Consider the following 11,954-nt stretch of genomic DNA (forward strand, 5'->3'; position numbering starts at 1 on the left):
TGCTGCGCGGTCCGGAGGTGACATAGGGCATGACCGCCGGCGGTTCGCCGCCAGCGCGGAACATCGCGGCGCTAATGGCCGCGCCGATGTCATTCTCGGTGGCCCCGGCCTGGCAGGCGTCAATACCGGCTTTCATGCCGGCCTCGGTGGCAATGGCGGCGCGATGCATCACCGAAATTTCCACCGCGGACTTGCAGATCCGCCCCTCTTCAACAATGCCAAAGCAGTCCAGCAATTTTGCCCCGGTCAGGGTGGTGTGGATGCGGTCCTGCTGGTAGGCGGGAAAGAAATAGCTGTTGCGCTCGTAGCCGATGCGCTTGTCGGCCATGCCGAATTCGCGCAGGGCGTCGACCAGCATCTGAATGGCATCGCCGGTGTCGGGGTAGGGGCGGGTAAGCTCGATCCAGGTGCGGGCGTGGACGTTGGACTCCTCCATCTGCCGGGTGATCATAAACGGCTCGCTGTCCAAGGGGATCACCAGGGCCTGAAAGAAAGAGTAACCAGTGGTCTGGTAGTCGCTCAGGTACATGATGTTTTCCGGGTCAGAAATCACCACGGCGTCGAGGCGCCGCCCGGCCATGCGCTCGCGCAGTTCGCTGAGGCGGCGCTGGTATTCGCTGAACGGGAAGGTCATATCGTCGCGTTGAATCATGCTGCCTCCCAAACATTGCTGGTTACTTCGCTGAGAATATTGAGGCCCTGTTGCAGGTCGTCGTTGTCGATGGTCAACGGCGGGATCAGTTTGACCACTCGTCCGCCACTGCCGCAGGCCGAAACCAGCAGGCCGGCGCGAAAGCACTGGTCAACAATGGCTTTGGCACGCTCGCCGCTGCCGACATCCAAGCCGAGGATCATGCCCCGGCCGCGCAGCTGAATGCCTTGGCAGTGGGTGATCAAGCCCGACAAGGCGGTGCGCATTTCTTTGGCCTTGGCGCGCACCTGATTCATAAAGTGTTCGTCTTCGAAGTAGCGCAGTGCCTCGCGGCCGGCGACAAAGGACAGGTTTTGGCCGCGGAAGGTGCCGGTGTGCTCGCCGGGCGACCACAGTTTGTCGAATTCCGGCTTGATCAGATTCATGGCAATTGGCGTGCCCATGCCCCCCAGCCCCTTGGCCAGGCAGATGATGTCGGGGTCCAGCCCCATGTCGTCGAAGCTGAAGTAACTGCCGGTGCGGCCGCAGCCGACCTGGATGTCGTCGACGATCAGCAGGGCGCCGACTTCTTTGGCGAGGGCTTGCAGGGCTTGCAGCCAGGCGTGGTCGGCGACATTGACGCCGCCTTCGGCCTGAATCACCTCCACCAAAAAGGCCGCCGGTGGGGTGCGGCCGCTGCTGCCGTCGAGGTAGTTGGCGCGCAGCGCCGCCAAGCTGTCCAGGCCGCAGCCCAGTGTGCAGCCCGCGCAGGGCTCGTCGCAGCCGTAGGGCTGATGGCTGACGTGATTGAGGGGCACGCCGGCGGCGCCGCGAAAATATTGGTTGGCGGTGCAGGCCAGTGCTCCCAGGGTCATGCCGTGAAAGCCCTTGCTGAAGGCGACGATCTCGCGGCGGCCGGTGGCGCGGCGCGCCAGTTTGAGCGCGGCCTCGACGGCGTTGGTGCCGGTCGGGCCGATAAATTGCAATTTGTGGGGCATCTTGCGCGGCGCCAGTACGGTGTCGACAAAGGCCTGCATAAATTCGCGTTTGGCAGTGGTGTGCATGTCCAGGCTGTGGGTCACGCCGTCGCGCTGCAGGTAGTCGATCATCGCCTGCTTCATTTTTGGATTGTTGTGGCCAAAGTTGAGCACGCCAGCGCCGGCAAAGAAGTCGATGTACTGCTTGCCGTCCTCGTCGATTTGGCGGGCGTTGCTGGCGCTGTCGAAAACCACCGGATAGGTGCGGCAGTAGCCGCGGATATTGGATTCGCGTTGCTCAAAAATACTCATACTTCCTCCTGCTTGCAGAGCGTCAGGCTGCGCGTCACCGCGCGGGCTGACTAGTTGCTGCTGTCGGTCGTGAGGCCGGCTAAACCGGCATAGAGACGACTCACCATCGGGATCAGGCGGTCATTGAAGTCGTAGTGGGCGCTGTGACAGGGCTTGCTGTGGTTGCGGCCATCGTCGGCGCCGATCAGTGCGAAAGCGCCGGGGATTTCTCTCAGGTAATAACTAAAGTCCTCGGAGGCCATAATCGGCACCGCAATGTCCTTGGCTAGCGCCTGCTCACCGTGCAGTTGTTGCCACAGTTTACGCAGGCGTTGGGCTGGCTGTGGGTGATTGATGGTGGCCTGGTAGCGGGGCTCGATATCGACCTCGCAGCTCACCCCATAGCTTTGCGCCGTCTGGCTGGCGATTTCGATAATGAGCTGGTTGAGATGTTTACGGCTCTCTTCATCGGGGATGCGAATGCTGCCGCCCAGTCGCGCCTGGGCGGGAATGACCGTTGCCGCACTGGGGGCCTCGATGCTGGTGACGCTGAGCACGGCTGCGCGCTGTGGCGGCAGCCGGCGGCTGATGATTTGTTGCAGTGCCAGGGTGATGGCGCTGGCGGCCAGCACCGGGTCGCGGCACAGCTCGGGCTGACTGGCGTGGCCGCCTTCGCCGTTAACCGTGATCGTAAAGATGCCGTTGCCACACATCACTATGTCGTCGGGGCAGACTAACTTGCCGAAGGGGATCGCCGGCCAGTTGTGCCAGCCGTAGATTTCATCGACGCCGTCCAGTGCGCCGTCGCGAATCATTTCCCGGGCGCCGTGGCCGCCTTCCTCGGCGGGCTGGAAAATCAGGGTGAGCGGGCCGGGCAGTTGGGCTTCGTGCAGTTTTAGCCACTGGGCGCTGGCCAGCAAGGTGGCGGTGTGGCCGTCGTGGCCGCAGGCATGCATGCAGCCGTCGTTGCGCGAGGCCCAGTCGCTGGCCGTTTTTTCCTGAATGGGCAGGGCGTCGATGTCGCCGCGCAGGGCAAGATGTCTGCCGCTGCTGTTGCGGTTGAGCCAGGCAAGGGTGCCGGTGCCGGCGCAGGCGCGCCAGGGAATGTTTAGGGATGACAGGGTTGTACGAATACGTTCAGCTGTGCGGACTTCCTGCCAGCCGAGTTCGGGGTGTTGGTGCAGTTCACGACGTAGCGCGGTGGCGCTGGTCATGATGTCTTGCCATTGTGTCGGCATAGTCCTCCTGCTACTTGGAAAAGGGCGGGCGGCCCTCTTCGCAGTCGCCTAATTCTGCGCGGCGACTTCCATACTAGCCGCTGTATGGCGTCTGCGCCAATTGTCGTCGGATGGCTCGGTTGCGAGGATGTGGCGGCTGAAAGTGTGCGCAATTACCACTATGTCCTGCCCGGCGAGTGAAAAAGGGCTATACCTCTATTCACTTTACCTATATAGTTGTCCGCAGCTAGAAAGTAGCTCCTAATATTTATGCACACCATTTCGATGTTCTACCTTTAGTTCTCGGCCTGATTTCATAAGTAATAGAAACACTTCCAGCACAACCGCCTCTTGAGAGGCAACTAAGTTATTTTTGAAAATTCAGGATAGAAATATGTCTACAGTTACTGGCACAGTAAAATGGTTCAACGAAACTAAAGGCTTCGGTTTCATCGAGCAAGAAAATGGCCCCGACGTGTTCGCTCACTTCAGCGCTATTTCTGGCAGCGGCTTCAAAACTCTGGTTGAAGGCCAGCGTGTAGAATTCTCTGTAAGCCAAGGCCAAAAAGGCCCACAGGCTGACAACATCGTCGTACTGTAATTGCCTGATCCGCTAAGCGGATCGGCATTACCCGGCTTCGGCCGGATGACGAGAAAGGGCAGAACCGCAAGGTTCTGCCCTTTTGCTTTTGGGCTTGAAACCCCTGCCAGGCTGGCACAGTAAGCCCGACGATTTACGATACGACCTCTCCATATAGGTAAGCCCTTGAGCCAACACGATTTTACAAGCCTGTCGCTGAAGAGCGGCCTGTGCGACAACCTCTCCTCGCTGGGTTACCGGCAAATGACCCCGGTGCAGGCGCAGGCACTGCCGCGTATTTTGGCGGGGGTGGATTTGATCGCCCAGGCGAAAACCGGCTCCGGTAAAACCGTGGCCTTTGGCCTTGGACTGCTGGAAAAACTCAATGTAAAACAGTTTAGGGTGCAGTCACTGGTACTGTGCCCCACCCGTGAGCTGGCTGACCAGGTGGCGCGAGAGCTGCGCAAGCTGGCCCGCGGTGTGCACAATGTAAAGATACTGACTCTTTGTGGCGGCATGCCCTTCGGCCCGCAAATCGGCTCGCTGGAGCACGGTGCCCATATCATCGTCGGCACGCCGGGGCGGGTGGAAGAGCATTTGCGCAAGGGCTACCTAAAGCTCGACGCGCTGACCATGCTGGTGCTGGATGAGGCCGATCGCATGCTGGAAATGGGTTTTCAGGCCACGCTGGACGCGATTGTCGAAAAAATGCCCAAAGCGCGCCAGACGCTGCTGTTCAGCGCCACCTATCCAGACGAAATTCGCGCCATTGCCAAGCGGGTGATGCAGCAGCCAGAAGTGCTGCAACTGAAAGAGCAGCACAGCAAGAGCACGATCTCCCAGCACTTTTTTCGCGTCAAGGACAATGCCGAGCGCCCCGAGGCGGTGGCCCGCCTGCTGCTGGAACACCGCCCTGACTCCACCGTGGTGTTCTGCAATACCCGGCGCGATACCGAGGAGCTGGCCTCGGCGCTGCGCGAATACCAGCTCAATGTGATTGCCCTGCACGGCGAGTTGGATCAGCGTGCCCGCGATCAGGCGCTGGTGTGCTTTGCCAATAAAAGCGTGTCGGTGCTGGTGGCGACCGATGTCGCCGCTCGCGGCTTGGACATTGCAGAGTTGGATATGGTGATTAACTACCATATTGCCCGCGACGCCGAGGTGCATACCCATCGCATTGGTCGCACCGGCCGCGCCGGCGCTAAGGGCATGGCCTGCAGCCTGTTTGGCGATCGCGAAATGCAAAAAATTGAGCGTTTAAAGGACTATGGCGGCATTGATATTGTCGCCGCCGAGCTGCCCAACAAGGTGGTGCTGAATGCGCCTAGCTACCAGCCGCCGATGTCATGCCTGCAGCTGGACTCTGGTAAAAAACAGAAAATTCGCCCCGGTGATATTCTCGGCGCGCTGACGCGCGAAGACGGCATTGACGGCAGCGAGGTGGGCAAAATCCATATCTTCGATAATTTCGCCTATGTTGCCGTGCGGCGCCGGGCGGCGGATCAGGCCCTGCGCACCCTCAGTGCGGGCAAGCTGAAAGGTCGCAGTGTGCGGGCGCGTAAAATTCGCTGATCGTCGCACCGCGCTGCCTCGGTATGCTATGTTTTTGTCAGCGGCGGCATTAGCGGCCACAGGTGAACAGTTGAGGCAAGGCGATGAGCAGGGCATTTTTCGAGGCCTACTATCACACCTATAATCGTGAAGACCCCGAAGCGTTGCGGGCCTTCTATCACGACGAGCTTGAATTGCGTTCCAGTCAGGGGGTGTTGCGCGGCGCCGAGGCGGTGCTTGACACCTACCGTCAGCTTATTCGTCAGTTTCGCGATCAGATGACCGCTGAGCACATTAGCGTTAGTGATGGGCGGGTGCAGGTGCGTATCCGCAATCAGTTTACCGCCAAATGCCCGGTCGCTGACTTTATGGGGCAGTCACTGGCGGCCGGCGAGAGCATGAGCTTGTCGCTAATGGCGAGCTACCAATTGCGCGACGGCAAGATTTACCGGGCCGAGATCACGGTTCTATAGGCGAGTTTCTCGCAGCAGCAGAAGAGGGCGTGGATGACCACTGTAATGGCTGTATTGACGCTGCTCTGCGTACTGGCCTGTCTGCTGCCGGCCCTGCCGCAGCAGCATTGGTGGGTGCGCGGTTTTGATTTCCCGCGTTTGCAGATTGCGGTGTTGGCGGCGCTGTTATTGCTGAGTCACGGCGTGCTGCTCGATACCAGTCGTGACGTGGTGCAGGCGATGATTGGTGTGACCGCCGCCTGCCTGGTCTACCAGCTGTGGTGGATTATTCCCTATTCCGTTTTTTTCCCCAAAGAAGTACCCGATGCCCGCGGTGGTCCCAGGCTGCCACGACTGCGCTTAATGACCGCCAATGTGCTAACGCCTAACCGCAATGCCGAGGCGCTGTTGGCGCTGGTTGAGCGCTACCGTCCCGATGTGTTGGTGACGCTGGAAAGCGATGATTGGTGGCAGCAGCAGCTGGACAGGCTCAGTCCTGACTATCCGCACAGCATGAAATGCCCGCAGGACAACCTCTACGGCATGCATGTCTATTCGCGCTGGCCGCTGATTGATCCACAGATAGAATTTTTGGTAGAGGACGCGGTGCCGTCGATGCACGCGCTGTTGCAGATGCCGGGGGGCACGCGGCTGCGCATGCACTTCTTGCACCCCGCACCGCCCAGCCCTACCGAGAACGAGGAGTCCGCCGAGCGCGATGCCGAGCTGATGGTCGTGGCCAAAAAACTGGAGGGCTGTCGCGAGCCGGTCATCGTCACCGGGGATTTGAATGACGTGGCCTGGTCGCGAACCACACGCCTGTTTCGCAAGAAAAGCGGTTTGTTAGACCCGCGCGTAGGCCGCGGCATGTACAACACCTATCACGCCGATTATCCGTTTTTTCGCTGGCCACTCGATCATGTGTTTCACAGCAGCCATTTCGCGGTATGTCAGCTGCGCCGTTTACCCGGTTTTGGCTCGGACCACTTTGCACTGTTTAGCGAGCTGGCCTTGGTCGCCGAGCGTGTAAATGACGAACAGGGGCTGCAAGCCGACGCCGACACCGACCGTCAAGTGGACGCCTTGATTGCCCAGCAGGATGTCAGTGTCGACGACGTGCCCAAGCCCGGCAGCTAGCCGGTGTAGCGGTCGACGTTGCTGAAGAAGGCAAACTCCATCATGCCGGCACCGTGTTGCTCGCCATCGGGGCCGCTCAGGGTAAAGCGCGCGGGGGTTTCAACCAGTCCCATCATACGCTGTTGATCGCTGCCGTAATCGAGGGTTTCGCGCTGCACTACCGTTTCAGGCCCCTGGTACATGCCGTGGCGCCAGTCGGGCTCCATGCCGTAGCCGGTGCCCACGGTTAAATAGGTCTGCAGCATGGGCTGGCCGCGCAGGGTCAGGGCGCCGCCGGGGGCGTCGGGGAAGTGCACAAGCCCTTCGGCAATATCGGTAATAAAGGGCTGGGCGACATTGAAGCGGTGATCGTGCTCGGGGCGGCCCAGCCATTCCGGCTCGCGGCTGCTGTCTTTCCATATGCGGATCGCTTCTTCAATGGTGCGACTACCGTCGTTGTTTTCATTGACGATGTAGTGAATCGCAAAGTCGTCAAACAGCGCCGGGAAATAATTCCACATGCCTTCCATCGACGGCGTGCCGGCGTGAATGCCCTGCGGCTCGGCTTCGCCTACCGGGCGCACGCCCCAGGAGCGGTCGCGGCTGCCGAGAAATTCTTCCGGGCAAATATCAAACTGCTTGCCGTCGACAGAGAGACTGCCCTGCCAGCGGCCGAGCTGGGCAAAGCGCATGGTATCGAACAGTACCCGGCCTTCTTTGCGGATATAGTGGCGCGGCTCTAAAAAAGGGTAGTGGGCACCCTGCCAGGTGGCGTCTAGTTGAATGCCGTGCTCTTGGTCGTCGCAAACAATGCGCAGTTTTTGCAGGCCTTCCAGCACCTCGATGCGCAGTGGGCCCACAGAAATGTCGGCGCGGTCGCCCAGCGGGCGCGAGGCGCGAATAACGTGGTGTTTGCTGCGATGTCGTACCAGCAAAAAGGCGTCCTGCACGCCGAGGTTGGGGTACTGGCCCAGGCCGAATACCACGAACAACTCTTCACCGGCATTGTGCAAATTAAAATAGTAGCGGTCGTAGAAATTGCGGTCGCTGGTACCGGTGTGGCGCACGACATCGGCGATCTGATGCAGGGGGTAGTCGTCCATTGAGCTGAGCATGGCGTGATCCTATTGCTATCATGAGTGGGAGCGGTCTTTAATGTAGCGAGCTTGCTCGGCTGCGACAACTTGCATTTTAAGCGCAGCACAGTGCTTTTAACCTATTGATTAAAAACAACAAAAATTGTTTTGTTGTGCTCTTGCTTGGTTTTTGTCGCAATGAAAAAGTCCGTTCTCAAATCGCCGGCGGCCAGCCGTCAGCCCAGTCAGTCGCGCTCGAGAGAGACCGTGCGGGCCATTGTCGATGCCTGTCATAAAATTATGTTGGAGGAGGGCAGTGAGGCGGTGACCACCAACCATATTGCGGAGGTTGCGGGGGTCAATATTGCGTCGCTGTACCGTTGGTTTCCGAATAAAGAGGCAGTCATTAGCGAAATTTTCGAGGCGCAAATTGAGCGCGAAATTCACGAAGTCGTCGGCCTGTATGAGGCCTTTGAGGCGCGGGGTGGGCGCGATGTTTTCGAGGCTCTTGAGTTAGTGGTGGAGCCGCTAATTAATCGTCAGATCCGTTTTCTGTCCTTGCATGCTTGTTTTTATCGCGACCAGCGACCCAAGCTCGATGTCGGGCGGCGCAAATTTGGCGGTCGCGAAAAAACGCTTATCGATGAGGCCGCTCACTGGCTGGCCGGTCTTGTGCGTCAGCGTTGTCCGGCGATGTCGGTGGCTGCGGCCGAGCTGGTGGCGTTTCACTGTGTGCACAGCGCGGCCGGTATCTGTCAGGCGGCGGTCGACCGGCCAGAATTGCTACACAGTGCAGATTTTCGCGACGAGCTTTATTTTATGCTGCGATCCTATTTACGGGCGCGCATGAGCAGTGCCTGACGTAGCGCCGCAATTAGGGAAGACTTATGACGCCAATGGAGCTGGGCGAAAACTACGACATTATTGCCCCTGTTTATCAGCGCGAAATGATGCGCTCTGATTATGGTGTGGCGGCCTTGCGTCGGGCGATGCGCTGTTGTCGGCGCGTTGGCAGCGCCCTTGATGTCGGTTGCGGCGTGGGCGGGCGAATGATTGACGCCCTTCAGGCCGCCGGCTTTATGCCCGAGGGGATCGATGTCTCGGCCGGGATGTTGCAATTGGCCAAGCAGGACCATCCCGGTTTGCGTTTTTGCTGTGCGGACATTTGTCAGTGGCAGAGTCAGCGGCGTTTTGCGCTAGTGCTAGCCTGGGACAGTTTGTTTCATCTGCCGCTGGAAGAGCAGGAACCCGTGTTGCGCAAGCTGTGCGGACTACTCGAAGACGGTGCGGTGCTGCTATACAGCTTTGGTGACGACGAGGGCTCCCACTGCGACTACTGGCACGGCCGTGCATTTCATTACAGCTCTATTGGTGTCGCGCGCAACCTGGCGGTATTGCAAGATGAGGGCATGACGGTGTTGCACCTTGAGCGCGAAGCGCCGCGTCATGTCTATGTTATCGCCCACAAGCGCCAAAAGGACTAGGGGCGACCGTTGCCTGTTCTGGTTTAATCGGTCTTTTGGGTAGGGGAAAAGGGCGATGAAGGCGGTGGTAATGGGTGTGTGGGGGGTGTTGGGGGTCGCGTGGGCGCTGGTTGCCCAGGGCGAACCAGAGCCCAGTACCATGGTGGGCCGCTACGATATGCGCAACGCCGATATCCACTACCAAAACCCGCGCAGCGGGGTGTCGCTAAATACCGCGCAGACCCGTCAGCTGGTGCTTAAATTGTACCGCAGCGAGGCCCTTAATCAGGCCGAGGTTGTTGAGCAGCTGCAGCTCGACGGCAGCGAGAACCGCGGTGCCGGTTTTATGACGGCCAACCCCTACTACCCCCGCTACCAAGGTGGTGCGATTCCCCTGCCCGCGCCGCGATCAGTACAGCGCGGCGGCGAGCGAGTGCTAAACCCGGAAGGCTATGCCGATAGCACCGAGGGCTATCGTCTGGTTGACGGCCAGTCCGAGTATTTTCAGCAGGCGATCGTCAGCCAGTGGTTTAGCGACGTCAGCCATGGCAAGGCGGCTGCGGCCGAGGTCTGTGCGGTCAAATTCGTCGACGGCGAGCAGTATCGCCTGCAAACCTTTCCCTCAGCTGCCGCCGCAGACGCCGCAGGTTGGACCATCACTCACCAGTATCACTGCGGCAGCTGTTCTACGCTGAAAGACTTGGCGGTCTACATCGGTATTCCCGATCAAACCACGCCGATTCGCGCCTGCACTAAACAAGGTCGTGGCCAAATCAGCAAGCTGGATGAGGTTAAGCAGTGTATTGTCGAGGCCGTGGGCTTCACGGCAATGTGCGCGGAAAGTTGGGCATATAACGGCATTCATACCGGTCGGGAGTGCGCGGGCGACTGCATGCGCAGCTACGGCCGCGACGCCCTGCTGTCGCCGTTGCTGCGGGGGGTGTACAACACCATGATCAAGGGCGAATTCAGCGCCTGCCCGGCCGATGTGGAGAGCGACGATCCGCAGCTGCGCGCTACCTTGCAGGCCAATGGCTGCCCCTTGGCAAATGAGCAAACCGGCAAGTTAAATGCCTGTCTGTGGTGCGATGAAAAAACCTCTGGCCCCGGTTTTAAATATACCGCCGCCCGCACCCGCCGTGGCTCCGGTCTGCTGTCTGCGATTCCGCGCCCCAACGACCGGCTGTTTTATGAGGCCGACCACACGGCCTACTTCGAGCTGACAAAGTAAGACAAGGCAGATTCTCATTGATACTCGCTGGCGTGGATCATTGTCTGGATCTTCTGGATCAAACCTCTCAGTCGGCGCTTTTGCAAGGGAAAGTAGCTGCTGTTGGTGGTGTGATGGCGGAACGACAAGGGGAGAGTTCGATTAATGAGGGTCTGTCCCCTATTATTTTTAGGGTCGAACGGCAAATGCGAAAATGTAGTGTTTTGTTTGGGGGGTGTTAGCAATGACCTTTCAGCGATTGGCGGTGGTCAGTTTTTTTGTGTTGGCACTAGCCGGGTGTAGAGATCATGGCTCATTAGCTGGCTGTAGGGGCGAAGCATTCCTTTTGGCAGATAAGGAAAAACAAAAAACTGTTATAGAGATGTTGGAAAGTGCAAGCATAGACCACTCTGTCGGTGAAGATGGGTTCGTTAATTATTTGCTCAAAGATTATGCTTCAGTCCAATCTATTGTCAGAACTGTAGAGTATGGGCCTGAGTTGAGAAATGATATTTTCGAATCCAGGAGAATGTTATCTACCAAACAAAAAGAGAAGTATGTGGAAGGTTTTATTGAGAATAACGTTCGATTTCGAATCATTCCAGAGCTTGGGGAGTATGGTGCAATCGAATGGAGCCAATTAGATAGTTTGGGTGCTTATAGAGTTATTCAAGAGCTCGAAATTGCGCAATGTAATGAGACTTTAGAATAACAACAATGGGGGCAGACCCCCATTAAAAAGATAGACTGAGATTTTTCACTGCAAAGGATTGCAGTATGCCAAGGTGCCCACGGCTAGTTCTTCCGGAAGTTCCCGTCCATGTGATTCAGCGCGGTAATAATCGCCAAGCCTGTTTCTATGCCGATGACGATTATTAGTTTTATCTGACGCATCTGGCAGAGCAATCTAAGAAGGCTGGTTGCGCCATTCACGCTTATTGTTTGATGACCAATTACGTCCATCTTTTGGTAGCGCCGGAAAAACCAATAGCGTTGGTTTGACGATGAAGGATTTTGGGGCGGCGCTACGGAAAAATGAGGGTCCGTCCCGCCATTATTTGTAAATCTGGACGATTCGCTATGGGGGACGACGTCACTGGTAATAAATGAAGTTGTCGAGCGCAAGCGGCACTACCCACAGGCGACCTTTGTGGTCGATGAGCAGGCGCAGGCGAGAAGGCGCTGGGGCTTGCCGGAAAAAGCGGCGGCGCTGATCTTGCTCGACAGTGAAAGCCGTGTTCACTACTACCGGCGCGGCGCGCTGACGCACCAAGAAATTACCCGTTTGCTCGAGACGATAGGTCGCTTAGGTGCGGCGCATTAGCGCGCTGGTGTGGGTGAGGGTTTTCGTTTAGGCACTTACCACATTGATCGGCGCGCCGCGGCGAAA

At 58.2% G+C, this 11,954-nt stretch carries 13 protein-coding genes; 9 read left to right on the top strand and 4 right to left on the bottom strand.

The genetic code is table 11. The features are described 5' to 3' along the window. The 3 genes from ABYM29_RS12350 to doeB2 form a co-directional block, all read right to left on the bottom strand. On the bottom strand, positions 1-652 hold a 652-nt coding region (locus tag ABYM29_RS12350; RefSeq protein ID WP_372865075.1), incomplete at its 3' end, for a M24 family metallopeptidase. Further along, a complete protein-coding gene (locus tag ABYM29_RS12355; protein ID WP_372865076.1) occupies positions 649-1,920 on the bottom strand; it encodes an aspartate aminotransferase family protein in 1,272 nt (423 codons plus the stop codon). The genes ABYM29_RS12350 and ABYM29_RS12355, both read right to left, overlap by 4 nt. Positions 1,921-1,970: 50 nt before the next feature. Then, positions 1,971-3,137 carry a N(2)-acetyl-L-2,4-diaminobutanoate deacetylase DoeB2 gene (gene doeB2, locus ABYM29_RS12360; protein ID WP_372865077.1) on the bottom strand — a complete coding sequence of 389 codons (1,167 nt, stop codon included), beginning with the start codon at positions 3,135-3,137 and terminating at the stop codon, positions 1,971-1,973. Between the two features lie 373 nt (positions 3,138-3,510). On the opposite strand from doeB2, the gene ABYM29_RS12365 reads away from it, so the two are divergent. The 4 genes from ABYM29_RS12365 to ABYM29_RS12380 all read left to right on the top strand — a co-directional run bounded on the left by ABYM29_RS12365 (position 3,511) and on the right by ABYM29_RS12380 (position 6,836). Continuing rightward, positions 3,511-3,717: a cold-shock protein gene (locus ABYM29_RS12365; RefSeq protein ID WP_168448358.1), complete on the top strand. Its 207-nt coding sequence runs from the start codon at positions 3,511-3,513 to the stop codon at positions 3,715-3,717. 165 nt (positions 3,718-3,882) lie between these two features. Next, entirely contained in the window at positions 3,883-5,268 is a 1,386-nt protein-coding gene (dbpA, locus tag ABYM29_RS12370; RefSeq protein ID WP_372865078.1) for an ATP-dependent RNA helicase DbpA, read from the top strand. A gap of 83 nt (positions 5,269-5,351) precedes the next feature. Beyond that, a complete protein-coding gene (locus ABYM29_RS12375) occupies positions 5,352-5,720 on the top strand; it encodes a nuclear transport factor 2 family protein (RefSeq protein ID WP_372865079.1) in 369 nt (122 codons plus the stop codon). A 33-nt stretch (positions 5,721-5,753) separates the two neighbouring features. Continuing rightward, a complete protein-coding gene (locus ABYM29_RS12380) occupies positions 5,754-6,836 on the top strand; it encodes an endonuclease/exonuclease/phosphatase family protein (protein WP_372865080.1) in 1,083 nt (360 codons plus the stop codon). On the opposite strand, the gene ABYM29_RS12385 is transcribed toward ABYM29_RS12380, so the two are convergent. Next, positions 6,833-7,930: a hypothetical protein gene (locus ABYM29_RS12385; RefSeq protein ID WP_372865081.1), complete on the bottom strand. Its 1,098-nt coding sequence runs from the start codon at positions 7,928-7,930 to the stop codon at positions 6,833-6,835. The two genes, ABYM29_RS12380 and ABYM29_RS12385, sit on opposite strands and share 4 nt — an antisense overlap. A 159-nt stretch (positions 7,931-8,089) precedes the next feature. Here ABYM29_RS12385 and ABYM29_RS12390 point away from each other — a divergent pair, with 159 nt between their 5' ends. The 5 genes from ABYM29_RS12390 to ABYM29_RS12410 all read left to right on the top strand — a co-directional run bounded on the left by ABYM29_RS12390 (position 8,090) and on the right by ABYM29_RS12410 (position 11,888). Next, on the top strand, positions 8,090-8,752 hold the full coding sequence (locus ABYM29_RS12390; protein WP_372865082.1) for a TetR family transcriptional regulator: 663 nt from the start codon (positions 8,090-8,092) through the stop codon (positions 8,750-8,752). Between the two features lie 26 nt (positions 8,753-8,778). Beyond that, the gene (locus tag ABYM29_RS12395) at positions 8,779-9,375 is read left to right on the top strand and encodes a class I SAM-dependent methyltransferase (protein WP_372865083.1); all 597 of its coding nucleotides are present in this window, start codon (positions 8,779-8,781) and stop codon (positions 9,373-9,375) included. Between the two features lie 55 nt (positions 9,376-9,430). Further along, positions 9,431-10,585 (top strand): hypothetical protein, encoded by a 1,155-nt coding sequence (locus tag ABYM29_RS12400; protein WP_372865084.1) that lies wholly within the window; start codon positions 9,431-9,433, stop codon positions 10,583-10,585. A gap of 223 nt (positions 10,586-10,808) precedes the next feature. Then, complete coding sequence (locus ABYM29_RS12405) at positions 10,809-11,276, top strand: hypothetical protein (RefSeq protein ID WP_372865085.1); 468 nt, start codon at positions 10,809-10,811, stop codon at positions 11,274-11,276. 354 nt (positions 11,277-11,630) lie between these two features. After that, a complete protein-coding gene (locus ABYM29_RS12410) occupies positions 11,631-11,888 on the top strand; it encodes a YtfJ family protein (RefSeq protein ID WP_372865086.1) in 258 nt (85 codons plus the stop codon). Positions 11,889-11,954 lie beyond the last annotated feature (66 nt).

The sequence above is a fragment of the Spongiibacter sp. genome, from assembly GCF_041602295.1.
In the GTDB taxonomy this organism is placed as follows: domain Bacteria; phylum Pseudomonadota; class Gammaproteobacteria; order Pseudomonadales; family Spongiibacteraceae; genus Spongiibacter.

Excerpts from the sequence above, each read along its gene's own strand:
- ABYM29_RS12405 (WP_372865085.1), top strand. The coding sequence starts at position 10,809 with ATGACCTTTCAGCGATTGGCGGTGGTCAGTTTTTTTGTGTTGGCACTA.
- ABYM29_RS12390 (WP_372865082.1), top strand. The coding sequence starts at position 8,090 with ATGAAAAAGTCCGTTCTCAAATCGCCGGCGGCCAGCCGTCAGCCCAGT.
- ABYM29_RS12380 (WP_372865080.1), top strand. The coding sequence starts at position 5,754 with ATGACCACTGTAATGGCTGTATTGACGCTGCTCTGCGTACTGGCCTGT.
- ABYM29_RS12395 (WP_372865083.1), top strand. The coding sequence starts at position 8,779 with ATGACGCCAATGGAGCTGGGCGAAAACTACGACATTATTGCCCCTGTT.
- doeB2 (WP_372865077.1), bottom strand. The coding sequence starts at position 3,137 with ATGCCGACACAATGGCAAGACATCATGACCAGCGCCACCGCGCTACGT.
- ABYM29_RS12385 (WP_372865081.1), bottom strand. The coding sequence starts at position 7,930 with ATGCTCAGCTCAATGGACGACTACCCCCTGCATCAGATCGCCGATGTC.
- ABYM29_RS12355 (WP_372865076.1), bottom strand. The coding sequence starts at position 1,920 with ATGAGTATTTTTGAGCAACGCGAATCCAATATCCGCGGCTACTGCCGC.
- ABYM29_RS12375 (WP_372865079.1), top strand. The coding sequence starts at position 5,352 with ATGAGCAGGGCATTTTTCGAGGCCTACTATCACACCTATAATCGTGAA.
- ABYM29_RS12400 (WP_372865084.1), top strand. The coding sequence starts at position 9,431 with ATGAAGGCGGTGGTAATGGGTGTGTGGGGGGTGTTGGGGGTCGCGTGG.
- ABYM29_RS12365 (WP_168448358.1), top strand. The coding sequence starts at position 3,511 with ATGTCTACAGTTACTGGCACAGTAAAATGGTTCAACGAAACTAAAGGC.